This window comes from Prosthecobacter sp. (assembly GCF_044232965.1).
Lineage (GTDB): Bacteria > Verrucomicrobiota > Verrucomicrobiia > Verrucomicrobiales > Verrucomicrobiaceae > Prosthecobacter.
The window spans coordinates 51,598-78,301 of record NZ_JBIIKX010000023.1 but is presented as its reverse complement, the minus strand read 5'-3'; the positions used below and the strand labels follow the sequence as shown (position 1 = coordinate 78,301).

Below are 26,704 nucleotides of genomic sequence, written 5' to 3'. Positions count from 1 at the left end.
CAAAGTCCTTCACTGCCGGTCCACCTGAAGCCGTACAAATTGCCTGTCGTTCGCGCCTGCGGGCAGCGTCACGCGCACGGTGACGAGGTTCACTGAATCCACCAGGCCGTGTTCGGACACGACCTCGCCGCCGTTTTCACCGATGGTAAAGCCGCCGGCGGTGCTGCTGGCGATGGTGGTCCAGGTGCTCAAATTTGAGCTGGTCTGCAGCCGGTAGGTGAGGTCGGTCGCGCTGGCATCGCGCCGGAAGGTGGTAACGAAATCCGTGGCGCCATCCGCCGCAGGTGCGGCAGTGGCGGCGAAGTCGCTGCTGCTGTCTTTCGAGTGCGGGCTGAGTCCGAACGCGTACTCGATCTGGTTTTGGATGCCATCACCATCGTCATCACCATTCGGATCGACAAACTGCCCCGTGAGGTTCGCGGGATAGTAGGCCGCCAGCCAGTTTTCGAACGGCATCGGCTGCGGCCCCAGATCATAGACCACCGTCAGCAGCGGGATGGTGATGCCCTGTTGCAGGCTGTCAAACTGGCAGGCCGTGCCGTCGGTCGCCTCATCGCTGCGCACGATCCAGCCGGCGTTCGTGGCGGGCGCGCTGATCCAGCCTTGTACATCGGCGATCGTTTGTGTGGTGGAGGCAAAGGTGATCAAACCGCTGGCCGCCAGCGTGGACGACGAAACCGTCCCCTGAAACACACCACCGGACGTGCTCCACGGGCTGGTGGTGAAGAATCGCTGTGTCCAGGTCGCGTCGGTGGTGGTGGCAGCCGCTCCTGTGCCGCCGTTGAGGTTCACCGAGGTGCCCTCTCCCCAGGTTTCGTTCAGACGTTGAAGGGTCAGCGTCTTCCCCGCCCCGGCCGGGCCGATCTTCGCGACACGAAGCCTCATCTGGGCCGACTGAACCTGCGCACCCTCTGGAATCACCGCCACATTGAAGGCCAGCAGCGCCCGACGAACATCTGACGAGCTGGAATTGATGCCCGTCCTGCCGGCATAGAGATAACCCTGCCCGTCGCTGAGCGAGCCGCTCTCCGAGAAGATCGTGTTGTCCTGCGAGGGCGACAGATTCGCCGTCGTCGTCTCCACTCGCATGATTTTGTAGATGCCGCCTGAGGGAAGACCGCCGTCGAGCTCCAGCACGCCGCCCTTGGTCTTCATGCCGACGTAGATTTCGCCGTTTTGATCCTCGCCGAGGCAGAGAATGCGCTGCCCGATGATCGGATTCGCCAGCCCGAGCAGTGGAACAGCCTGCGTGAGCGTGAAGACGCCGCTGCCGGGCGATGTTTCCTCCAGCCCCATCAACCGACCGTCGGAAGCCCCGGAAGTGGAGCCATAGTCGCCAAACACATACTTCCCCTGCAATGCCGGGATCGCCGTGCCGCGATACACAAAACCACCCGTGACCGAAAGCCCGAGCTGCGGCAGCACCGGACTCGTCGTCACGCCGGGATGCGCATACATCGCAATCGGCGCGATTTTGACTCCACCAGGATCAGGCATGAGATCGGTGGCTGCCCCGGAGGAAAACGTGGGCATCTCGAACCCTTCGAGATAGCGCCAGCCGTAGTTGCCGCCGGAGACGATCAGATTGATCTCCTCGATGCGACCCTGGCCGACATCGCCACAAAACAGCCGGTTCGTGCCGCCAGCCCGTTGGTCAAAGGAGAATCGCCACGGGTTGCGCAGACCGAAGGCATAAATCTCCTCCTTCACACCGCCGCCCGCGCCCACGAACGGGTTCGCGGCCGGAATGCCGTAAGTGAGCGGCCCCGCGCCATCTGGATCGAGCGGATCGATGCGCAAAATCTTGCCCAGGAAGCGCGTCTTGTCCTGCCCGTTGCCCAGACAGCTCGTGGTGGAGACTTCCCGGCCTGTGTGACCCAGTCCGTTGTCATTGCTGCCCCCGCCATCGCCCGTGCCGATGTAAAGATGGCCGTCCGGGCCAAACAAAAGCTGGCCGCCGTTGTGATTGCTCTGCGGTTGCGTGAACATCAAAAGACGACGTTCTGACGCCGCGTCCGCCACGTTCGGATTCGTCGCCGACACCTGAAACTCCGCCACCACCGTCACCGCGTTCACCGGATCACCCGCCTGGGGTGGGGCGGGATCGGTGCCCGCCACGTAGTTCTTCACGTAGTTCACATAAAACTTCCGGTAACCTGGCGACGCCGGGTTGGCAAAACCAGGATGGAACGCCAGCCCCAGCAGCCCACGCTCGCTGTAGCCCGTGCTCACGCTCACCACCGGTCCCGGACCGTTGTTTGGCGCCGCGTTGTCCGTGCTGGCGAGGTTGAGAAACGGCGTGGGCAGCAGCATGCCGCCCTGGATGACATAAATCTTCCCCAACTGGTCGCACACAAACAGCCGCCCGCTGCCGTCGTTCGCGCTCACGATATTCGTCGGCGCATGCACCTGCCCCAGCACCACCGGCTTGAGGGCCAGCGTCGGAAACGCGCCCTGCAGGAGTCCCCCGCCAGACAACAGCAGTCCAAAAACGAGAGTATGGCGAAAGCACAACATGAAGCGGAGCATTGAAAACCAGCAGTTTACCTGTTTGACGCCCGCGTTGTCGATGCAAATCGAGCCCGTCTCGTCGCGGAGGAGAGCCCGCTTTCAAGCCTCTCGGCAGACACTTGAGGCGGTTTTCCCTTGCTGCTCTTTCCCATGGGTGTGCTAACTGCGCCCATTCCCAGGGTCGTTAAAGCAGGCTTTCAACGTGTCATCGTGCTACCGTCTCCTAGAGACCGGTTCAACCTGCCGATCCGTCAGCGTCTTCAAAAAGGCGATCACCGACCGCTTTTCCTCCGCCGTGAGATGCAGGCCGCCATCCGGGTGCTTCGCCAGATTCGGGTCGAGAGTGTCGGTACGCTGCACGCCTTCGCTGTAATGATCGAGCACCTGCTCCAGCGTGCTGAAGCGGCCGTCGTGCATGTAGGGCGCGGTCACGGCGATGTTGCGCAGGCTCGGGGTCGAGAACGTGCCACGATCAATCGCGGCCTTCGTCACGCGAAAGCGGCCCAGGTCGGCCTCGGTGATCGCCAGGCCGTTGTTGCGGAATTGATGGTCGGTGAACAGCGCCCCACCGTGGCAGTGGAAGCAGTCCGCGCCCAGGCTGCCCATGCGTGGCTCACGCTCCTGCATGAACAGCTCGAAACCGCGCTGCTCCTCGGTGCTCAATTTCCCTTCGCCACGCATCGCGCGGTCAAACTTCGAGTCGTGCGAGGTCAGCGTGAGCAGGTAATTTTCCAGCGCGAGGCCGATGCGCTCCGGCGTGACCTCGGGTGAGTCAAACGCGCGCGCAAAGTGCTCGCCAGAACTCTTGCCGAGCTTCTTCACCACATTGTCGAGCGTCTCGTCCATCTCCATGTGGTCCTGAATCGGAATGAGCGCCTGCTCGCGCAGCGAACGTGCGCGGCCATCCCAGAAGAAGCTCGTCTTCCACGCCAGGTTGAACAGCGGCATGCCCTGCCGTGTGCCGGTGCGTCCTTCCACTCCCACGCTGGACTTGCGCGGATCAGCAAAAGCCGTCTCACGCGGATGGCAGCTCGCGCAGGACAGCGTGCCGTCGCGTGAGAGCGCGGTGTCGTTGAACAGCCGCTCTCCCAGCGCCACGCGCTCCTCAATCAGCGGATTGTCGCGCGGCAGCGGCGGGATGGGAAACGTGCGGCTCATCTTGAACTTGAACGGCGTGAACTTGGCCGGCAGGCCGATGGGTTTGACCTCGGACGGTCGTGCGATGTCCGGCACATGACTGGTCACCGTCTTCAAGGTGAAGGCCCCCGGCAGATTGGCCACCAGCGCCGCCGCAATCGGATCACCGGGCTGCGAATGTGTGGAAACGCCGTCCTTCGCGAACGACAGCGGCTTCGCGCCGTTGAGCGATGCCGCAAGATCGAAGCCGATCTCGGCCGTGGCATCGCCTGTGAGGTCGAAATCGCCTTTCAGCACGATGGTCGTGCGGTTCGCATCGCGGGCGAGATGATAGGAGAAGCCGCCGGGCGCTCCGTCCGCGCCACGCCAGTTACCTTCCAACGCGAGGAAGATGTAACCGCCCTGCCAGCTCCAGTGCAGGCCACACACGTTTGGATTCAGCGGATGATCAGACGCGTATTGCGCCGGATTGGCCGCGTTGGCGGCCGCGTCGACCCCCACATGAAAACGCAACGCCGTGTAACGGCCCGCAGGCACCTCCGGCAACGCGAACTGCGTGCGCTTCTTCGCCGCGTCCATCCAGGCCACGGTTTCTGCCAGTTCCAGCCACGAACCGTCGCCACGCTGCAAAGCGAAGCCGCTGAGCAGATAACTGGCACGTGTGATGGAAAAAGTCTCGCCTGCGCGGCTCTGATAACGCCATGAGTCGAGAAGCAGCGTCTGTTGCTCCGCCTGATGCCGCAGCAGTGCGTGCAAAGTCGCCGCCCGCGCTGGCAAGCCCAGCAGCAGGAGCAGTGATATAAAGCGCAGGGCGTGCATGAGTGAAGGACACGCTTCTTTTCCCGAATGGGCGTGCATTGCACTTACGACGCTGGTGGCGTGTAGGTGAAGCGGAAAAACGTCGCCCCGGTGCCGACATTGACGGTGTGCAGCAGCAGGCCGTTCGCATCGGCCGTGACGGTGGTGACGTTGGTCCAGGCGCCTGTGGCGGCAGGCGTGGGGGACGACTGTAGCTGGTAATTGAGACCCTGGGCGGCTTTGCAAGTGAGCGTCGCGGTTCCGTTGCCATTGGACTGGAAGGTGATGGCGCTGGAGGAGATGATGATCAGATCAAGCCCGCCGCTGGCATTGAAGGGGCTGGACCACTTGGGATCCGTGTAAACGGCGTTACCGGTGAGTGTGCGGAGGAATGCGACGAGGTCGCTGCGCTGCTGCGTGGTGAGATTGAGCACCTGCACGTTGCCACCGGGGCGGCGCAGGCGCGGGTCCAGGGTGGCGTTGTCTCCGGGGATGGCGGCGTAGTGATTGATGACGTTGAGCAGGCTGTTGAAGCTGCCGTCGTGCATCAGGCCGCCGTTGAGGGTGCCGGATGGTCCTTCGAGATCGCGCAGGCTGGGGGAGCGGGTGTTCGTCAGATCGGTGCCGCCACCGATCTTGGTGATGACGCCGTTGTTGCGGCTGTTGGGGTCGATATCGAACTCTGGTGCGCGATGGCACCCGGCGCAGCCTGCGCCACCTCCGCCGCCGGGAGCCGCGAGGAAGAGCTGCTTGCCAGCATTCTCCGAGGCGCTGAAGTTTGGAAAGTTCACGTTGTCCGCCGCCACCTGGGCGCGGCCTTGGTCGTAGCGGGAGTCAAACGACTGGATGCTGCGGACGAACTGCGCCAGGGCGTTCTGCACCCGCGCTTCGGTGATTGTCGCGTCGCCATACATCAGGGCGAAAAGCACGCGGTATTCCTCGATGGTGGAGAGCTTGGTGACGAGGTCAGTAAAGGCGGGATCGCCATTCGTGGCGCTGAAGCCCATCTCGACATGATCCTGGATCGGTCGGGTGGTCTGGGCCTCCAGGGTGTCCGCCCGTTCATCCCAGAAGAAGCGGGACTCAGTGGCGAAGCGGGCGTTGATCAGGCGCATGGAGTGCCGCCCGGTGGTGCCGTTGACACCTGTGCTGGCTGTTGCGGTGTCACCGAAGGCTTTGCTCTGCTGATGGCAGGAGGAGCAGGAGACGGTGTCGTTGCGGGAGAGGCGCTTGTCATAAAACAACACGCGGCCCAGTGTGGCCCCGGCGTTGGTGATGGCGTTGCCGGGCGTCGTGTTGTCCTTGGTGGCGTTGATGTAAGCGGGCACCGGCTGGGCGGCGTAGTTGGCCAGCGTGGTGAGGTCCAGCACGCCTTGCTGCGCTTCCAGCCGCGTGACCAGCAGCAGGCCGAGGCAGAGCCAGCGGCGTTTGCTCAGGATCGTGCGGGCGGCTTGGAAGAAGGCAGGGGTCATGGGAGCGCGGGCTGGGGCTGGAGGGATTTGTGAAAAGAAACTTTTCATGAAGGAAGATAGCCCGCTCACATAAACTCCCCGTGGGAGCGGACATAAATTCTCGTTTATCCAAGGCCGACGTGGGCGCAAAAGTAGAACAAACTTCCAAGTTCGGTCTCAAGTTGAACCGCGCACTCAGGGAACGAACTTGGAAGTTCGTTCTACGCCCGCGAACGGCCTGACGCCCCTGCAAAAAGCAGGTGCGGTCAAGTGACGGGCCTGTATCATTCGCCAGCTTGACGGCACAGCATCGCGGCATTCGCTTCTATTTCATTTTCCAGCCACCATGATCTCCATCCTCCAGTCCAGCGCCCGTGCCACCGGCGTCGATGATTCGGATGTGCAGGCGGCCATGACGATGGCGGCGGCGGGCGGCATCTCGCCGGTGCTGGCATTGATTGAAAGCGGAGCGGTGGATGAGCGCGTGTTCACGCGACATCTGGCCGAGGATCTGGGCTGGAAGTGGCTGGAGACGCCGCAGCCCGAGACAGATGACATGGCGGAGCTCAAGCGCATGATCCCGGCTCGCTTCGCGGTGCGGCATCAGGTGTTTCCCGTCGGATTTGAGCGCGACGAGGCCACGCAGGCGCGCAACCGCCTAGTGCTCGCCTGTCATGATCCGTGTGATCTGATGGCGCGGCAGGCCGTGGCGCGGCAATCCGAGTTGCCCGTTCGCTGGTGCCTCACACCGCGTGGTGAGCTGCTCAACGCGGTGCAGCAGCTTTACGGCGTGGGCGCGGAGACGTTTGATGCGCTGATCGCCGCTGGTGGCGGTGGCACGGATGAGCTGCATCTGCGCGACGAGGCCAATGTGATCGACGACGAGGATGAGGATGCCTCGGTGGTGAAGTTTGTGAATCAAATCATCCGTGAGGCGCTGGCACAAAAGGCCACGGACATCCATGTGGAGCCGCAGCCGGACAGCCTGCGCATCCGCTACCGCATCGACGGTTTTCTGCATGAGATTCCCGTGCCGGAGAACATCAAGCAACTCCAGGCCTCGGTGATCGCCCGCATCAAAGTGATGAGCAAGCTCGACATCGCCGAGAAGCGCCTGCCGCAGGACGGACGCATTCATTTGAAGGCCGAGGGGCAGTCCATCGACGTGCGCGTGGCCTGCATCCCGAGTGTCGAGGGCGAGTCGATCAGCCTGCGCTTGCTCGGCCAGGAACGCTTCACACTCGACCGCCTCGGCCTGAACGAGGCGCATCGCAAAACCATCGAGCTGCTGCTGGCGAAGCCGAATGGCATCGTGCTCGTCACCGGGCCGACGGGCTCGGGAAAATCGACCACGCTTTACACCTTCCTCTCGCAGCTCAACAGCGTGCATCGCCGTATCGTCACCATCGAAGATCCGGTGGAAAACAAGCTGCCGGGCATCGTGCAGATTCCGGTGAAGAACGAGATCGGCCTCACTTTTGCCAGCGGGTTGCGCAGCATCCTGCGTGGCGATCCGAACGTGGTCATGGTCGGTGAAATTCGTGACTTGGAGACGGCGGAGATCGCCGTGCGTGCGTCTTTGACCGGTCACCTGGTCTTTTCGACGCTGCACACCAATGACGCCGTCGCCGGCATCACGCGCTTAATCGAAATGGGCGTGAAGCCCTTCCTCGTCAGCTCCTCGGTGCGGGCGTTTCTGGCTCAGCGGCTCGTGCGTGTGCTGTGTGAGTCGTGCAAGGCTCCGGCGAAGTACAAAAGCGATGAACTCACCAAGCTCGGCTTCCCCGAGGCGAAGGGCAAAACCGTCTGGCGTGCCACTCAAGGCGGCTGCCAGCACTGCCGTGGCACGGGATACTCGGGACGCGTGGCGTTGTATGAAATCGCGCTCATGACGCCCACCATGCAGGCGATGGTTTCCCAGCGTGCCTCCGAGGCGGATCTGCACACGCAGGCACGAAAAGATGGTTTCATTCCGATGCGCGAGTACGGCCTGCAAAAGGCGCTCGCAGGCATCACCACGCTTGAAGAAGTCGCCCGTGTGACCAGTGAGGAGCTTGTCTGATGCCCGCCTTCGCCTTCCAAGCCTTGTCTGCGGACGGATCGGTCAAAAACGGCTCGATCGAGGCGGCGGATCGTGGTGATGCAGTACGATTGCTCGCCCGGCGCGGATTGCAGGCACGGTCGATTCAATCTCAGACCGCCGAACGCGAGAAAAAAACCGAAGCCGCCGCTGAAACGTCGCTGCACATCACCAAGGCCGATGTGATCCGCTTCACCGAGGACATGGGCGACCTGCTGGCCTCCGGCTTGCAGGTGGAGCAGGCCTTGCAGGCCATGGAAAACCGCAGCGCGTCCAAACTCGGTACGCTGGCGAAGAAAGTGCGCGACCTCGTGCGTGATGGCGTACCGCTCTCAGCCGCGCTGCGGCAGGTTTCGGAGTCATTTGATGAATTGTACTGCAACATGATCGCCGCCGGTGAGAACAGCGGCGCTTTGGACGAGATCATGGACCGCCAGGCGCGGCATCTGCGGCTGATGGAGGCCGTGCAGGCCAAGGTGACGGGTGCGTTGATCTATCCGGCGTTTTTGATCACCGCTGGGGCGGCGCTGGCGCTCATCATGGTGACGTATCTGCTGCCAAAGCTCGCCACGCTGCTCAGCGGCACAGGCAAGGAGCCGCCTTTCATGATCAAGGCCAGTCTGGCGCTCTCCGCCTTCATCAACGGCTACTGGTGGGCCATCTTGATCTTCCTGGGGCTTGTCTTCATGACACTCTTCGCCGTGCGCAAGACTCCCGCGTTTGTCTCCGGCTGGCATCGCTTCATGATCAGCATGCCCGGCATCCGCGACATCAACCGCTCGCGCTTTGAGCTGCAATTCTTCGAGACGCTCGGCAGCCTGCTGCGCGGCGGTGTGCCGCTGCTGCCCGCGCTGGAGCTGGTGCGCCGGGCCGTGACCAATCAACACATCAAAAAGTCGATCATGCAGGCGGAGGCGATGGTGCAGGAGGGCTCCTCGCTCAGCGGCGCGATGAAAAAGACCGCTGTGCTCGGATCGCAGGCCATTGATGTCATCCGCATCGGCGAGGACACCGGCCAGCTCGCCGTAGTGCTCGGCAAGGCTGCCGCGCGCATGGACTCGCAGCTCACTCGCGTCATCGAGCGCGTCACCGCGCTGATCCAGCCGATTTTGCTCCTGTTCATGGCCGGCCTCGTCGGCGGACTCGTCTGGACCATGGTAAACATCGTCTTCTCCACCCTCAGCCAGCTCAATCGTTGAACCAACCCATCGCATGAAACATCTCCGCACTTTCAACTCACGCCCCAAGGCCTTCACGCTCCTCGAAATGATGGTCGTGCTGCTCATCATCGCGCTCATCATCGGCAGCGTGGCCGTCATGGTGCAGGGCATCGAGGGCAACGCGCAGCAAGTCACCACCAGTGGCAAGATCAAGGCGCTCGAAACCGCGCTGACCTCCTACAAGATCAGCAATCTCGTTTATCCCACGCAGGAGCAGGGTCTGGAGGCGCTGGTCACACGTCCCACCGCCGAGCCAAAACCGCGCCGCTGGAACGCGGTGATGAAAGCGGACGGTTTAATCGATCCCTGGGGGCGCAAGATCGCCTACCGCAACCCCGGCAAGCGCAACGCGGGCGGCTACGATGTGTACTCACTCGGGCCGGACGGCTTGGACAACACCGAGGACGATATCGGCAACTGGTGATCCACCATGCAACGACGCGCCGCCGGTTTCACGCTGCTAGAGATGATCGTGGTGCTCGTCATCGCGGCGCTCATCATCGGCGTCGGGGCTAGCGCCGTGGCGCAGCTCACCGAGGAGCATGAGCTTCGGAAAGTGGCTCATGACGCGGAGGTCATGCTCCTGCAGGCGGTGACGCGAGCGCTGGCCAACACGCAGCCACAAAGCGTGAATCTTGAGGAGTTGGGCAGACAGGCAAAGCTCACGGTGCGCCGCATGGGTGCAGATGAGTTCACGCCAGCAGCCGGACAACGTCTGCTGCTGCGTCCTGGCGGATTGTGCGAGCCGCTGACCTTGCGCTGGCAGAAGGACGCGGCCTGGATCAGCGCCACGCTTGATCCACTCACAGGTGGCTTCACCGAAACGGAGGAAAACCTGTGAGAACACGCGGATTCACGCTGCTGGAGACGCTGTTGGCGCTGATGGTGTTCAGTATGGCCGTCGTGTCGCTGGTGGAGGCCGTGCATCAGCTCGGTGGCACCACGCTGCTCATGCGTCGCGAGGCGGAGGTTCAGGAGCGCATGCGCTCGTTGCTCATCGAGCACACACGGCTGCCTGATCCCAAGGACGAGGCACAGGTCAAGGAAGGTGATGTCACTTACACTGTGAAGCGGACGAAACTGGAGCTGACCAACCAGGATGGCATCACTCTCAATGATTTGTTTGAGGTGCGTGTGACGGCGGAGTGGCTGGAAGGCAGTATCATGCAGCAGGCCACCGCTGAAACCTGGGTCTATCCGCCATTGTTCCACCTGCCAGGCACTTGAATCATGATGAAGGTGTCCTTTAAGCATCACAGGCAGAACAACGGCTTCACGCTGCTCGAAGTCGTCATCGTGCTGGTCATTGTCGCGCTACTGCTCTCGGTGATTTATAGCATCGCGCAGGGCACGCTGACGCTGGCCGATGACATCCGGCGCGCACAGCGGCGTGAGAGCCGCCAGCATGCCTTCACCGGCTTTTGCGAGCACTTGCTTGCCAATCTTACCACCACCACCAAGCTGAATCTGAACACGACGCAGGAAGGCGGCCAATATCTAACCCAACTTGAACTGGAAAACGTGCCTTCACCATTCGATGGCTCCCCCAACCGCCTGGTTACATTGTTCACTGAACCCGTTACTGGCGGCGGCATGCGTTTGCGACTTTCTTGCCGCAAACTCGCGGACACCACACCAAACGTGAACGTAGTGCTGCTTGATGACCTTATGCAGTGCGAATGGCGGGCGTATGATTCTGCCACACGTCAATGGACGACGGTCTGGAAGACATTCCCGCATCCGACGCTGATGGAACTGTCGTTCACACAGGCTTCCGACAACCGCCGCCAGGTGTTTTGGATCGCGCCGAACGAGGCGATAATCCAAAGCGCACCCAACCCGCCTCAAGGCTGAAGTGCCGCATGGGGAGGAAATTCCCACATCAGACAAGTTAAAACATCTTCACTCTCGCGCATGCCTCTACCCCTTGAATCTCCAGGGGTTTATTGCCGAGACGAACACGAACTGCGCTGGGAAATTGCTGCCAGCCTCACTTGAAATGGACGTCATCCTATTTTGCCATTCATCAGCAGGCGCGCTGTTGTATAAAGGCGGGATGCTTTGAAGCCATGGCGCACGATCTGCGTGAGATCCTGCGGGAAAAGAGACGCAGCCAACCGCCCCCGTGCTGGATGGCCGCACGCTGCAATCCTCCTGTGAAAAGAGGGCCGCGTGCCAGCTACGACGGCAGCAAGCGTCGCAAAGGCTCCAAGGTACATGCCGCGGAGACACGCTCGCGCTGAAAGTGACAGCAGCCAGCGAACAGGAGCGAGCTCACGACCCTGATGCAGAAGGACACTGGAGGCAACGTCAAGGCAGCCTTCGCCGATCAAGGCTACACAGGAGCACAACCCAGTGAGGAGGCTGCCAAGCAGGGGGACACCCTGGAGATCGTGAAGCGCTCAGAAGCTAAGAAGGACTTTGTTTTGCTGCCAAAACGTTGGGTAGTGGAACGCGCTTCGGCTGGCAGGCATGCTTTCGCCGCCTGAACCGCGACTACGAACACCTCCCGGACACCCTCGCGGGCCTTCACTGGCTGACATCCGTTTTCCTCATGCTCCACAACCTCTTCTAAAGTTCATGACACGCCCTAGCCTAGTATAGAAGGGCAAAGAAAAAGCATTCATTTCGGTGATGCGTTCAACCCGCAAAGATCACTTCGCACTCATCTGTCACGACAACTATTTTGCGATATCCTCACGAGCATTGAGAGCACGGTAAAGCCACACTGCTAAGCCAATTCTTTACAGAATATAAAGCATTGGATTGGCTCAATGGTGTCCATGGCTTGGGTAACTACAAGCCAATCTCCAATGGTTCTGGATCAAGGCTTTGACGCAGTATGAGCGCTCAAATCCGGCAAGTCACGCTGGGTTCAACGCTCCCTTCCAAGTTCCAGCCAATCCAACCTAATCATGAGTTTATCCAGCGTTATAATGCCTTGGCTGCGTCGTCACATGAAACGACCTGTTGCGGCCGCCCTGATCGTCATTTCCCCGCTCTGGATTGATACAGCACAGGCTAGTACTTTTGTATGGGACACCACCGGTTCCGGCAGTTATATCTGGCAGGATTTCACCAACTGGAATGGCGGCCTGATCCCAACATCCATCGTCGGGGACACAGCAAATTTGAATCTCGACATCCTTGGCACACAGTTCATTAGCTTGGATGATGCGCTGACGCTGGGCACGCTGAATATTGGCGATGCAACCGGAGGATCAAGCATCGTGCTGACCAGCGGTGTGGGCGGAACTCTGAGCTTTAACGGTGGTGCCACGGCGGCCATCAACAAGACTGGGAGTGGCACGGCGGTCATTCAGGCCAATGTGGGGCTGCAAAACCAACTGACGCTCAATGTGGACGCGGGCATCCTCGTGCTGGACGGTCTGGTGGACGGCGTCAATGGCTTTACGAAGAACGGCGAGGGCACCTTGGTGTTGCGCCGTGCCAACACCTACACCGGACTGACCATTCTGAACAATGGTATGACGATGATCTCGCCGGCGAACAATGACTTGGCTGTGCTGGGTGGGGCGAACCTTTGGCAGGGCACGGTCGTGAACTCCGGTGCGACGCTGGCGATCAACAATGACGCAACCAACCTTGCTGGAGACACCACCGGTGGTGCCAACAACCCCGAGCAGTTGCTGATCAACGGCCAGGGTTTCCGCAACATGGGTGCTCTGCGCAGCATTCTGGGTCGCGAGAGCAATTCATTCTCGGGAACGGTAACACTGGGCAGTGCGGCGCGGGTGCAGTCCGATTACAACACGCTGACCCTCACCGGCAGCGTGCTCACCAATAATCATGAGCTGCGCATGGGCGGTGCTGGTTTCACGTCGATCACGGGTCCGGTGGTGGGAGCGGGTGAGATCATCCACTACGGGGTGAGCGGCTTCCGCATGCAGAACGTCACGACGGCGCAGAACTTCACCGGCACCCTCAGCTCAGTGCTGGGGGATATTCGTGCCGACACTGCAGTTGGGTCACAGGCCGCCAACACGAATCCCTACAACAACATTTCGGCTCTGAATCTGCGGGATTCGTGGCTGCGCATTGTGTATGCGCAGGGGGCGGGTGCTCCTGCTACCAACGACAAACCAGACAGCCGGTTTTCCACCACCGCGCCCATCAGCATGAAGGCCGGCCAGATTTATCTGGAAAACGCCGCCTTTAGCACCGGCACGAACTTGTTCGACTACGCGGTGTCCCAGACCTTCGGTGCAGTGACTCTAGAAAGCGGCTTCAACCGCATCGGTGGTCGTTCGGCCGATACAGGCAGCACCACGCTGACCTTCGCGGAAATCCTCAAGCCCAATGCCGGGACCGCGCTGGAATTCTACATCGACAGCCTTGTGGGGTCGGCGCTCGGCATTGATGCGAAGCACCGAATCATCAACTCGGCCTTGGAAACCGCCGGGGTGAACGTGCCCTTCATCGGCGGCTGGGCTTATTCCTCAGGCGGCACGGCCAATCCGGAATTTGTAAAATACAACACCGTCGGCCTCGGCGGCTTTGGTTACACGCCTTTGACGGCAGGTGATTACAAAGTCGATCAGGCAGAAGTCGGCTGGGTGGGCACAGACAACATCAAACTTTCTGCCGGTGGAGCGACTATCACGGCCAACCGAACGATCCAGTCGTTGAGCATGCAGAGTTCCACCGCTCGTGCTCTGGCGGGTAATGCCGGAACGGTTCTGGAGGTCGGTTCCGGCGGCATCCTCACCAGCCTGACCACGCACACGATCTCCGTTCCCACTATCACAGCCGGGGCGGCCAGCAACTACGAACTCTACGACATCGCTTGGGCTAGCAATGTGATTTCCTCGGTCATCGCTGACAACAGCGGGAATCCGGTGTCGCTGGTGAAGACCGGCGGCGGCACGACCTCCTTCTTTGGTGCCAACACCTACACCGGCACCACCTATCTGAATGAGGGCATGTTCCGGGATGTGATTGGTTCCAATCGCGTCGCCCTCGGTTCTGGCAATCTCACTTTCGGAGGTTCGCCGAACATCCAGGCGGCTTATGAAACGGACCGCAACTTCACACGGGCGCTTGGGACGGGCGTCGGGGAGGTGCAGATCATCGGCGGCGGTGGTGCGGGCGGCGGCAGCGCGGGCTTCTCCGCCTTTGGGGCGCCGATTGATGTGAACTTTGGCGGGGCCGGAGCCACGGTGACGTGGGGCAGCGCCACCTTCAACGACAGTTCTCCCTTCAACCCCGGCATCTTCACTCTCAACGGCGGCAATGCCACGCATGTCGTGACCTTGGTGAACAACCTCGACCTTGGCGGCGAGCAGCGCTACATCCGGCTGGATGGCAACGCTTCCGCCGGCAACCGTGCTGTGATAGGCACTATCTCTGGAGACATCACCAACGGCGGCATTGTAAAGCGTGGCGGTGGCGTGCTGATGTTTGACAGCTCCAAATCTTATCAAAATGCCACCCTGATCCAGGAAGGTGAGCTTTGGCTGCGGGGAAATGGCACGGCAGGCGCGAATGTGATGGGCAATGACATCCTCATCGGCGCTGCTTCGCGTTTGAAACTCGACGGTCCATCCAATGTCGGATCGAACCAGATGATCATGCTGCAGAACGCCAGTGACACCGACGCCTCCGCCATCGCCTTCGGTGCCGGCTACGGCACGGGTGATGGGATCACTTTCAGCAGTCTGATTAACAACGGAGGCATTCCCCAAACGGGCCCCTTGAGCGTCCTGCTAGCCAATCAGCAGACGGGAGCGGATCGTCGCAATCGAGTGGCCATTCAAATCAGCGGCAATCATGATTTCCAAACCGACATCCTTGCCCAGATCAAGGCGGTGGCTCCGGATGTGGAAGCTTGGTTTGGTGCAGACACCGGCAATGGCACCTACACCGGTGCGACGTTGAGCGCCAACGGGCGCAACAAGGCTGCTGGATTCTACCAGGCCTTCCGCCTCGGTACTGGAAGTGGCACGATCACCATTGCCAATGCCAATGTGCTCAACGGAGCCTTCGCTCTCATCGTCGGTGCCGAAGACCAGACCGCACGCACGAACATCGGCGGCTTTGTTTATCTTCCCCAGGCGCAGAACTACACCGGCACCCTGACCACCACGATCGGCACTGCGGTGACCTACGGCACCTTGATTGGAGCGGGCGGTGTTCTATTTGTGGGTCAAAATGGAGCGCTCAATGCCGCTGATAACACCATCCTCTTCCGTGGTGGCGAACTTCGCGTCGCTCTGAATGCCGCCCAGGCTCATTTTGGGCAGACGGACACGCAGTATGCCGTGCGAAACCTGGATATCCGCAGCACCACCGGCAGCTTCCGCCCCTGGGCAATCAGCGGTGGCACTTTCGGCAACCTGACACTCAACAACTTGACCATGCGCATGGATGACGCAGATCGTGCTTTCGTCGTTGGCAGCGCGGGCACCACTTACATCCACACCATGTTCAACGGCACCACCGAATTGCAGAACGGCACCACTGCACGCAACGCTTTCTTTGATATCGGCTCGGACAATAGTTTCCAATCCGGCATCGGCTTGGTGACGCTGAACGGCGTGGTCAGCCAGACAGGATCTGGCGCGGTGAACCTGCAAAAGCGCCAAGGTGGTGCGCTTATCCTCACGGCGGACAACACCTACAACGGCTTCACCCAGGTGCAGCAGGGACGGCTCGTGCTCGCCAACACTGGCGCGGCAGGCAACGAGGGGTCCAACATCGTCATGGAAATGCAGAATGACCGCCGCGGTGATTTGGAGTTCCGCATGGACGGCGCCGGCCCGTTTGTCTTCAATAACAACATCGTCACCTCCGGCAATGATGGCGGGGAGACTCGTGTGATCACGGTGGGCTCATTCAACGGCATGTCCTCCAACCAGACTGTGCAGCTTGCTGGCAACTTCACCATCGGCCACGGGGGCACTCATGTCGTTGACGGCGGGGGCAGCAGCGCCATTTACTTCGACGGTTTCAATGGATATCAATTTGAAGTCACGGGCACGACAAATCTGAACCGTGACATCGTGTTCCGCACCCGCGGAGCGTTGACCACGCTGAGCGGTGTGGTCGCGGGCGCGGCGGGCAATGATCTGGAAAAATCCGAGCAAGGCACCCTCTGGCTGAGCAACAACAACACCTACCTGGGCGGCACGATCCTCTCGAACGGCTATTTGGTCGCCGCGCATGACAACGCGTTTGGTGCCGCCACCTCGGATGTCACCTTCCGGAGCACGGTGTTTTCCCAAATCCTGGCCTCCGGTGCGCGTACGATCAGCCGGAACTTCATCAACACCGCCACTGGCAGTATTCAGACTCTTGGTGGGTTGGACGCCGGAGCGAAACTCTTCACCGGCAACATCAACCTCTCTACCAGCGGTCTGAACCTGACCTCCATCACCGGCGGTGACGTGACCTTCAGCGGTGTGATCAGCGGCGCGGGGGCCACCGGTATCACGAAGGTGGGCACTGGCACAGTGATACTCAATCCGGGCACCGGCACGGGCAACAGTTTCACCGGTGGTGTGACCGTCAGCAACGGCACCTTGGTGGGTCAGGCGCAGGCCACCAGCGGCAGTCCTTTTGGCGTTGCGGCCTCGCCCTTCACGGTGGCCAACGGCACACTGCGGCTCAATGGTTCAACCGGAGCGACGAACACGACAACCACCGGTGCCCTGACGGTCAACACCGGCAACGCGGCCTTGGTGGTCAACGACGGCAGCGCGGTGGGCACGCAGTTCACCTTCGGCTCTTTGGCACGCAGCAACGCGGCCACGCTGACGCTCAAGGGAGTCACCACCAACCTCGGCACCGCTGGGTTGGAGAAGATTAGCTTCACGGTGACCCCAACACTGCTCAACGACATGATCGGCACCTGGGCGGTGATCCAGGGCGCGGGCGCTGACAACAGCGGCCATTACGCGACGATGAGCGTCGGCAACGTCTTCACCCACACCTACGACACGACGGGTGATCTAGGCTTGGCAGCGGGCGGAGCCACCACCACGCATGACGCCGGCGGCACGGCGAGCACCCTGCTGGGCAACCAGACGGTGTATGCGCTGCGCACCAACGCGAATGTGGATATGGGCGTGTTCACCTTGAACCTGGGCGCGGCCCATGCGGGCACGCTGGGTCAGGCAGGTTTGATCTTGAACGCGGGGGCTGGCATCGGTGGCCTCCCCGGCTCGCAGGTGAACTTTGGCACCAATGTGCTTTCCGTTTACACCGATGACGCGGCAGCTTCCATCATCAGCGCGCCGATCACGAACTTCCGCAACAATGCGAGCAACACGCTGGCGACCGTTTTCGTCAAATACGGGCCGGGCACGCTGCAGTTGGGCGGGGCAAACACGTTCCAGGGCAACGTGCAGGTGAATCAGGGCACGCTGAGCCTGACGGATGCCAATGTGTTGCGGACGTTTGGGAACCTGAATGCGGTGACGGGCTCGGTGGTGACGATCCAGCCGGGAGCCACGGTGCTGCTCAACAACAACAACCAGGAATTCGGCAACTTGGGTGGCACCAGCGTGATCAACGCAGTGCAAAACACAGGTGGGACCCTCAATCTCGGCACGGCCACGCTGGTCGTAGGCCGTGAAAGCAGCAATCAGACCTACTCCGGCCAGATCATCGGGGGTGTGGGATCGAAGATCACCAAAATCGGCGGTGGCCGTCTTACCTTGGACAACTGGGACACTTTGGTGCCGAACTCGCTTGGCACCTTGGACATCGCGCAGGGGTTTGTTGAATCCTGGGTCAATGACCAGTCCTGGGCCTCACCCACAGGATTTGTCTCCTCGATTCCCAACTTCACAAACATCCTGCTCCGCGGCGGCGAGTGGGAAGTGCGGGCCATCGGTGACAACACCGGCGACAGCCAGCGCATCCTCATCGGCAACAACATCATTCACCAAGGCGGCAACAGCTACATTGACGTCAACCGTCCCGGTTTTGCTGCGGGCTCCAGCAAACTGCTGACCTTTGGCACGCTGTCGTTGGATGTGCAGTATTTCGGTGTCACAGGTGGCAACACTTACATCCCTCGCTTTGACGGCCTGACCACCCTGACCAATCACGCCCGCATCATCACCGACGTGCAACTCGTCCTGGCTGGCGGCATCACGGACGGTGGCAAGGGCTACACCCTCAACAAGATCGGCGCCTCGGACCTGACGATTTCTGGCAACAATACTGCCACTTGGACCGGTGGCACCGTGGTCAGTGTCGGAACCTTGCTGTTTGGCAGCCGCGGCACAGATGATATTCTCTTCCCAGGCGTCACCTTTGTTCCCAGCAGCACCGCAAATGCGGGCAGTGGTGACATCGTGGTCAACCAGGCGTTCACCCTTCAAAATGGTCAAACCACAGCCATCCGCCTAAACTCTCCGTCCAATGTGGTGGCCGGGCAGGATGTCCTCATCCTAGGCAGTGAGAAGGCTTACAGTGTCCGCGTGGATCTCGGTGCTGATGCCCCGCTTACTAGTTACAACCTGCGCTCCACCACCAATGGCACACTCGCCCTAGGTTTGGGTGACGCGGGGCTTTACACACAGACACTCGATCAGGCCCAGATGGGCAACGGCAAGTGGGGTCTCTCCGCCTACGGCAACACCTTCTATATGGCTGACACTCTGGGCGCGGGGGTGGACAACACTTATCGCTTCCTGGGCACCAACGCAGCCACCCTGAGCCTAGTGCAGGACAATGTGCTCACCGGTACCGCCTCAGTGCAGGTGGGGCGCGCGGCATATGACACCGGCTTCCAAAATCCGACCGCCACGGTCGCCATTGTCCGTGCTTACGGCACTCAAGACTACACCGGCAACACCACCATCTTCCGTGGTGCTGACTTTGCGGCCATCGGCAACTACTTTGAGGTCACCAACTCGATTGCCTCTCCAAACATCGATATTTATGGCCGCCTGAACCTGCGTGGCGCGGGTCGTGTGACGGATGATGCCGGCCTCACCAACACCAACAACGTCAAACTTCGTCCCGGCGGCGTGCTGCGCCTCGACTACAGCCTGGACGTAAACGACCAGTTCGTCGTCAGCCGCCTGAACAACAGCAACCTCGCCCTCAGCAACAAGTGGGGTGACACCACGGCGATGACCCTCGACGGTGCCGGGCTGAATCTCGTGGCAGCCTTCCAGCACTACACCACGGAAACCGTCGGCGCGATCACCGTCAAAGGCGGTGCCGGCATTTATCTGGAACGTAACAGCACCAACGGCGGCATCGCGCTCAGAACCAGCAATATTATCCGCTTCGGACAGGCCACCCTGGCCATTCGTGAAAACGCGGACGAACTCGGCCTCAACCAGTTCCAAAGCCAGCGTGTCTATGTCACTGACCCAGCCTGGCTCGCAGCCAATTCCGCCAACAGCATGCTTGATCCATGGATGGTCAATGCGACTCGCGGCACCTTTCTGTCCTACAACACCACCACTGGCATGACCAATGCCGCCTGGAGTGGAACCGGCACCGGAGCTGCATTCCTCGCCACCTTGACGAACACCTCTATTGCCCAATACACGGCGGGTGATGCCACTCTAGCGGGAACCTACAATACCTATGCGTTGCGCATCAATCACGAGGCGGCCAGCAATGACAGCACCATCAGCGGCACCGGCCAGATCAACATCCACAGCGGCGGGTTGTTCATCGACAACCGTGACAACGCCCGCGTGGACTTTGGAACGACTGCGGCGGTGTATTTTGGCGACGGCACCACACCGACAGAGGGCATTATCTATGTGGATGAAAACGTTCTGCGCTTCCAGGGTTCTGTGACTGCGGCCGGCCTCACCACCTCCGGCCCTGGTGCCGTTCAAATCGCCAGCCAGAACAACACCGGCATCACTGGCACAGTGCAGGTGAATAGTGGCATCCTTTATCTCGACTGGGCGGGCACGGGAGCCGGCCCGATCGGCAACTCGACCGTTCGCCTGCATGCCGACCATCTGAACAATAACAATGCCTCTCAGATGCCCGTCCTGGCTTTGCGCACAGACTCTGCCAGCCGCACTTACAACAACAGCGTCATCATTTCCGAAAACGTGCCGCTAGCACGCATCGACACCAATCGCTATACCGGCACCAGCAGCGGCAACATCACCATCCAGAACCTGACCATTGAGGGCACCAGCACCTTGCAGGGCACGCTGCTGCAGTTCCAGAACAACAACAGCTACAACCTCATCGTCGGCGGCACGACGACCATCAGCGGCACCAGTCAGGTGGGACTCTATGTAAGCGCAGGCACCACTCAGTTGACCGGCACAATCACCAGTGCCGCGGGCATCACCAAGACCGGCGACGGCGTCCTTCGACTGGATGCCAACAACACCGGTCTCACGGGCGATGTGACGCTGAATCGCGGGGAAATCCGTCTCCAGGGCACCGGCACCGGCACTGTTCCCAACAATGCGGTGGGCACGGGCGACTTCATCTCGAACTTCGGCACGATCCGCCTCGCCAGTTCGGTCGCTGACCACGACTTCTTCGTCACGACGGGCCAGACGATCTTCATCAACGGCCAGACCACCATCACCCTGGACCGCAATGGTGGATCGGCAGCGGTTAACAAATACCTTGGCGACCACAATGACGGGCAGATGATCGTCACCAACAACAACCCTTTCCTCATCACCAATGGCAGCGACGGTCTCGTGATTGAGGCTGGCATCCTCATGAATGACATCCTGAACCTCCGCACGGACATCACGACCTACATTCGTGATGTCATCCAAGGCCGGGGCAAGATCGTCAAGATGGGCAACTACTTGATTCTGGACCAGAACGATGTTCACACCTTCAGCGGCGGCTATGACGCCTACCAGGGGGTGACCCTGCTTGGGCATGCCAACACCGTGCTGGGCACGGGTGCAGTGCGGTTCTTCTCCGGCACCTACCTTTCTACCCTCTCCACCGTCAACCTCGGAACGACCGGCCTGACCATGCTGGTCAACAGCAGCAGCGCCATGACAGCCGTCGGCGTCCGCACCAGCACTGTGGCCAACTTCAACGCCATCAGCGCAGCGGTGGCTGCCCCGGGCGTCTTCAAAGGCACTGGCGCTGGCATTCTGAGCATTGATGCCAATGCGACCTACTCCGCCGACCTGCTCATGGCGACCCGCGATGGCGGCTTCTACAACAACTGGTTCCTCGGTGGCGGCAATGGGAATGGAAACCTCACGGCGAACAGCGTTGAACCATGGGGCGCGGGTGGCGCTGAGTTCCGTCTCGGTGGTGCTGGCGGCACGCTCACGCTTAACCCTGGCACTGTGGGAGCGCAGTTCTCTGGTGGTAATCGCATGCTGCTGGGCGCGGGCATGAACGTCAATGCCTACGGGTTCGTGGCCTTCGCGAACAACGCCAACAACACCTACAGCGGAGGCTCCCTGCTGTCCCGCACCCGTCACTACGACGGTGGCTACCGCGGCTTTGGCCTCTCCCTAGCTGGCGGTAACAACGGCACGCGCACCCCACTTGGCACAGGTGAGGTGGACATCTTCGGCGAAGTGCGCGTTGAGGGTGCCGCTGGCACGGCCGTCGGCGCTGGCGGCAACAACGCCAACCAGTGGATTCTGCACCCCTCCAGCCGCTTGCGGTTTGACTATGCCACACCCTACACGGGAACCAATCTCGATGGCCGCTGGGGTGACAATGAGGCTATCACCATTGACGGCGGCAGCTTGGAATTGCTCGGCGACGATGCTGCGGCGGTTGTTAACACCATCCAATATAGGGAAACTGTCGGCGCGGTCACTGCCAAGCGTGGAGCGGACATTTCCGTGGTCAGCCGCGGTGCTTTCTATGCTGAGCTGACCCTGGCCGACCTGACTCGTGACACCGTCACCAGCGCCACGCTGACCCTCCGGCATAATGCCAACCGGCTCGGCGTCGCGGGCCTGGCCAATGCCGAGCGCCTCATCGTGACCGCCTGGGCTGGCAGTTCGCCGTTGATGAACAACAATATGATTGATCCTTGGATCGTCAGCCGCTCAGAGCATCAGTTCTTGAAGTATGACACGGTCCGAGGCTTTGAACTCGTCACCGCAGGCGGTGCGCCGGCCAATTACAAGACCTTCGCAGGCGGAACCCTCAACGGCACCACACTCTCGCTCAACGACGGCACGGAGATCCTAAATCTCACCACCGCCACCACCACTCTCGGCATCAATGCTGATGTGCATGCCCTGCGCCTGGACCGTGACATCAACGTCAGCGCGGACGGTCAGTTCAACCGCATCATCATCCGCAGCGGTGGTCTCCTGCTTGGGAGCAGCCAGACACCGACCATCAATCCTGATCTCTACTTTGGAGCCTCCGGGCTCGGAGATGGCGAGGCGATCATCAACACCTCGGTCAATACTCTTCAGATCAATGGCAAGATCTTCGCCAGCCAGGTCACCAAGTCTGGCCTGAGTGCCCTGAATATTCGTGGTGATCAGTCGCAGTTCGGTGGCGACTGGGTCATTCAGGACGGCATCATTCAGTTCCTGACCCCGGATTCCGTGGGCAACGGCAGCAATCAGATCATCCTGGGTGGCGGCCACATGAATGACAACGACAACTACCTGCAATCCTTCCACTCGGAGGTCCGTTTCACCTTCAATTCTGGCACGCCGGATCTCTTCATCTGGAATACCGGCAAGATCACCAACTACGACATCGGGCGTGTTTACACTCCGACGGCCAGCGATCGCTTGGTCCAGATCGCTGACATTGACCTGCGCACCACCAACACAGTGGCGGGAGCGGGACAGGAAGGTGTTCTGTTCTTCCAGGTGGATAGCCTGCGCTCTGTCACACGCACCGGCACCGTGACTCTCTTTGACCACTACCTGATGCATGTCGAGGCAGGGTCCTTTGGTCCGGGTTCGACCGTTGGCGTGCAACTCGGCTCCGGCACAGGCCTGGGCGGCCTCAACAACGGTGGTCTCTACGACTTCCGCAAAGTGGGGGACGGCATGCTCATTCTGGGTGACAACAGCGGCAGCTTCACCGGCGGCCGCACCTTCACCGCAGGTGAAGGTGGTGTGCGAGTCACCCACAATGGTGCCTTCGGCAACGCCACCATCAATGCCATCATCAATCCGACCGCCGCCCTAGAAATCGCCGTGTCCAACTGGACGCCAACCGCGAATCTGACACAGGCTTGGGGTTCCATTGAGCGCTGGGCTGTCAGTGATGCTCGTGGCACAGGAAATTTCACTCTGGCCGAGGGGGTCCACCTTCAGGTGTATGCCGACCTCGTTGGCACTCGCAGGATCGACCTCAATGGCGGTGCCATCATGGGCTACCTGCCGCTCGATTATGAACAGGTGGCTGTCATCCAGACCGTGCGCAGCGGTGTGACCCTCAATCTGACCTCCGACTCTTTCCTTGGCCAGATTTACCCCGCCGGCACCTCCAACGGGCAGAACTCAATGTTCTATGACATGGGCAAGCTCAACACCACGACCAACCTGAATCCAAACGATCCAGGACTGCGTGGCTCCTACCTCCAGATCGACGGCAACATCACCGGGAATTTCAACCTGACCAAGGTCGGCCAGGACATCATCAAGCTTTCCGGCACCGCTAACACCTACGGCAGCACGTCCGTCGAAAACGGCATCCTGCAGATCGGCGCGAACAACGTCCTGCCACTCGGAGGCACTCTCACCACGAAGTTCTCAGGCATGTTCGATCTCAACGGTTACAATCAGGAAGTGGCGGGACTTACCGGTGACGGCGGCTCCGTCAACAACGGCGGCTTCGACAACAACACCCTCACCGTCAACCAAGCCGCGAACACCACCTACGGCGGTCAGGTCAACGGCAACGTCACCCTGCGGAAGAAGAGCGCGGGCAAGCTCACCTTCACCGCCGTGAACAGCCACCGTGGCGGCACTGAGATCGAGGGCGGCACCATTTCCGTCGCACAGGCATCCAGTCTCGGCTATGTCTCGAATGCCTTCCGGGCTGCCGCGTTGCGGTTCCTCGGCGGTGCGCTCGAAGTGACCGCCAACACCACACTGGCTGCCAACAGCGGTGTGACGGTCGATGCAGGCGGCGGCACCATTGCCACGACCGCTGGCACCACCTTTACCATCGCTTCTGCCATCACCGGAACCGGCGACCTCACCAAGACCGGGACAGGCACCCTTGCCCTCACCGGTTCCGGCAGTGATCTCAGCGGCGACATGAATGTCACCGACGGCACCCTGCTTGGTGGCGCGGCCAATGCCTTCTCCTCTCACTCCCGTGTCGTCATCACCGGTGACACGGCTTCCGGCACACTTGATCTCGGTGGCTTCAGCCAGACCATCGGCTCCCTCGCCAGCACCGGTGCAACCCAGGTCAACGCCAGCGTCATCCTCGGTTCCAGCACGCTCAGCGTAGGCGGTGACGGCACCTCCGACGCCGTCTATGCGGGTGCCATCACCGGCAACGGGGTCTTCCGCGTCAGCACCCACGGCGCCCAAACTCTCTCCACCGTGGATCATTCCGCGCAGTCTTGGTCCACCGAGATCGCCAATGGCAGGCTTTCCGTGACCAATGATGGCAAGCTCGGCTCTGGCAGCATCACCCTTGGCATCGCCCCGGTCACAGGAACGGATGACATGACCGTGCTCAACCTTCAAGGTGTGACGCTCGCCAACAACATCATCGTCAACAACACAAACTCAGCGGGCGTCAGCGTGATCCAATCCACAGGAGCGGATTCTGCCATCACCGGCAATGTCACGCTCAATCGTGACACCTTTGTGGGGGTGCAAGCTCTCACGGGCCTGGTTCTTGGCGGCGCAAACGTTGTCAGCGGCACAGGCCGCATCACCATGGTGGACGGCGGCAATTTGCTGCTCTCTGGCAACAACACTTACGGTTCTGGCGTCAGCGGCAGTGCCGGCACCCTGATTGACGGCGGCACGATTGTCCGCTCCGGCCGGATTGAGCTCAGCAGCAGCAGCGCGTTGGGTGCCAAGCACGTCGAACTCGGTGACACACGCACCGTGATGACCACCATCATCGACCGTGCCTCCACGGCCAGCCTGACGGCTGGCGGCGGTGTCTTTGACGCGATCGGCGGCAGCGCGCAGTCCGGCTCCTTCACGGGCGTTTCCTCCACGGTGGACGGCAACACCTATGGTGTGGGCGATGTGGGCAAGACCATCCTCGTGAAGAACGAGGAGACCAACCCCACCCGCAACGGCATCTACACCATTGTTAGCGTGTCTGGTGGAACCATGAATTTGGTCCGTCATGTGGAGTTCGACGCTCCAAGCGAGATGACCTATGGCACCCAGTTTGCCGTGGTGAATGGCACCTCTGCCGGGAAACACTTCTTCATGATGCAGAATGATGCCGACGAGTGCTGCCTCCCGGTGGAGGACTCCGTGCGCTTCCGTGAGGAGTTTGCCACCAACAACGTCGCCCTGGTGATCACGGCCGATGCCCTGAACATCTCCAACGCCATTGATGTGAATGCCACCGCAGGCACAGGCAGTGTCACCCTCGGTGGTGATGAAGCCCTCACCACCGGAGCCGCGACCTTCAGTGGCAATGTGGCGCTCCAGAACCTCCAGGCCGGTGCCACTGGCATCGAAACCAAGACCGTCACCCTCACCTCGGCCACCAACGGCTCCAGCACTGGCATCACCTTCTCTGGCGTCATTTCCGAGGCCGACGCCATCAACGACACGCTCTCCGTTGAGAAGACCGGAAACGGCACCGTTACCCTCACTGGCGCGAACACCTACCACGGCACCACCCACGTCACAGATGGCACCTTGCAGCTTGGCACCGGCGGCTCCATCAACGACACCACCTTCATCCGCATCGACAGTGGAGCCACCTTCGGCACGGCGGTTGGTGGTTACATCACAGACGCCACTGTGAGCGGTGTGGGCACCATCTCAGGGGACATCACCATCGGCAGCAATGTCGGCTCTATCAATACCACTGGCTCGCTGAGAGCCGGTGACAGCACCGGTGGTCTCCTCGCCAATGCCGGCGACCAACTCGGAACTCTCACCATCAACGGTAATCTCACCATCGCTTCCGGCTCCTCTGCAGTGATGCAACTCGGCGGCTTCACGCTGAATGACGATCCGACGATACGCGGCTTCGAGAACAATCTCACCGGCATCGACTCTGGGATCATCACTGGCTGGGAAAACACCAACACCGTGTCACTCCACGATCACATCCTTGTGAACGGCGGCTCCGCCCCTGTCATTGACGGCACCATCAAGATCGCCCCCACCTTCCTGAACGGCTACACTCCGGTCTTTGGCGATATCTTCGACCTCATGGACTGGACTGCCGTCTCCAACCTCGGTGGTGCGACCAGCTTCGACTTCTCTGGTGTCGTTCTCGGATCAGGCCTCGCCTTCAATACACAATTGTTCGCCAGCAACGGCTTCATCGTCGTAGTTCCTGAGCCGTCCCGTGCGCTGCTGCTGCTGTTTGGCCTCTTGGGGCTGTTCTTCCGCCGCCGTCGGGCTTCTTCAATTTGA

General features: G+C 60.7%; 10 protein-coding genes and 1 pseudogene. 8 read left to right on the top strand and 3 right to left on the bottom strand.

Annotation, left to right across the window (positions count from 1 at the left end; genetic code table 11):
- Window positions 1-9: 9 nt before the first annotated feature.
- The 3 genes from ACILSI_RS12115 to ACILSI_RS12105 all read right to left on the bottom strand — a co-directional run bounded on the left by ACILSI_RS12115 (window position 10) and on the right by ACILSI_RS12105 (window position 5,918).
- Window positions 10-2,517 carry a PQQ-dependent sugar dehydrogenase gene (locus ACILSI_RS12115; RefSeq protein ID WP_395722140.1) on the bottom strand — a complete coding sequence of 836 codons (2,508 nt, stop codon included), beginning with the start codon at window positions 2,515-2,517 and terminating at the stop codon, window positions 10-12.
- Between the two features lie 207 nt (window positions 2,518-2,724).
- Window positions 2,725-4,467 carry an MbnP family protein gene (locus tag ACILSI_RS12110; protein ID WP_395722139.1) on the bottom strand — a complete coding sequence of 581 codons (1,743 nt, stop codon included), beginning with the start codon at window positions 4,465-4,467 and terminating at the stop codon, window positions 2,725-2,727.
- 44 nt (window positions 4,468-4,511) lie between these two features.
- The gene (locus tag ACILSI_RS12105; protein WP_395722138.1) at window positions 4,512-5,918 is read right to left on the bottom strand and encodes a cytochrome-c peroxidase; all 1,407 of its coding nucleotides are present in this window, start codon (window positions 5,916-5,918) and stop codon (window positions 4,512-4,514) included.
- 325 nt (window positions 5,919-6,243) lie between these two features.
- On the opposite strand from ACILSI_RS12105, the gene ACILSI_RS12100 reads away from it, so the two are divergent.
- The 8 genes and pseudogenes from ACILSI_RS12100 to ACILSI_RS12065 all read left to right on the top strand — a co-directional run bounded on the left by ACILSI_RS12100 (window position 6,244) and on the right by ACILSI_RS12065 (window position 26,704).
- On the top strand, window positions 6,244-7,959 hold the full coding sequence (locus ACILSI_RS12100; RefSeq protein WP_395722137.1) for a GspE/PulE family protein: 1,716 nt from the start codon (window positions 6,244-6,246) through the stop codon (window positions 7,957-7,959).
- Entirely contained in the window at window positions 7,959-9,176 is a 1,218-nt protein-coding gene (locus ACILSI_RS12095) for a type II secretion system F family protein (RefSeq protein ID WP_395722136.1), read from the top strand. The genes ACILSI_RS12100 and ACILSI_RS12095 overlap by 1 nt, the downstream gene beginning before the upstream one ends.
- A gap of 13 nt (window positions 9,177-9,189) precedes the next feature.
- The gene (gene gspG / locus ACILSI_RS12090; protein WP_395722135.1) at window positions 9,190-9,621 is read left to right on the top strand and encodes a type II secretion system major pseudopilin GspG; all 432 of its coding nucleotides are present in this window, start codon (window positions 9,190-9,192) and stop codon (window positions 9,619-9,621) included.
- 6 nt (window positions 9,622-9,627) lie between these two features.
- Entirely contained in the window at window positions 9,628-10,038 is a 411-nt protein-coding gene (locus tag ACILSI_RS12085; RefSeq protein ID WP_395722134.1) for a Tfp pilus assembly protein FimT/FimU, read from the top strand.
- Window positions 10,035-10,424 (top strand): type II secretion system protein J, encoded by a 390-nt coding sequence (locus tag ACILSI_RS12080; protein ID WP_395722133.1) that lies wholly within the window; start codon window positions 10,035-10,037, stop codon window positions 10,422-10,424. The genes ACILSI_RS12085 and ACILSI_RS12080 overlap by 4 nt, the downstream gene beginning before the upstream one ends.
- A gap of 3 nt (window positions 10,425-10,427) precedes the next feature.
- Window positions 10,428-11,051 (top strand): prepilin-type N-terminal cleavage/methylation domain-containing protein, encoded by a 624-nt coding sequence (locus tag ACILSI_RS12075; protein ID WP_395722132.1) that lies wholly within the window; start codon window positions 10,428-10,430, stop codon window positions 11,049-11,051.
- Between the two features lie 167 nt (window positions 11,052-11,218).
- A pseudogene (locus ACILSI_RS12070) lies at window positions 11,219-11,772 on the top strand (transposase); the annotation flags it as partial.
- A gap of 382 nt (window positions 11,773-12,154) precedes the next feature.
- Entirely contained in the window at window positions 12,155-26,704 is a 14,550-nt protein-coding gene (locus ACILSI_RS12065) for an autotransporter-associated beta strand repeat-containing protein (RefSeq protein WP_395722131.1), read from the top strand.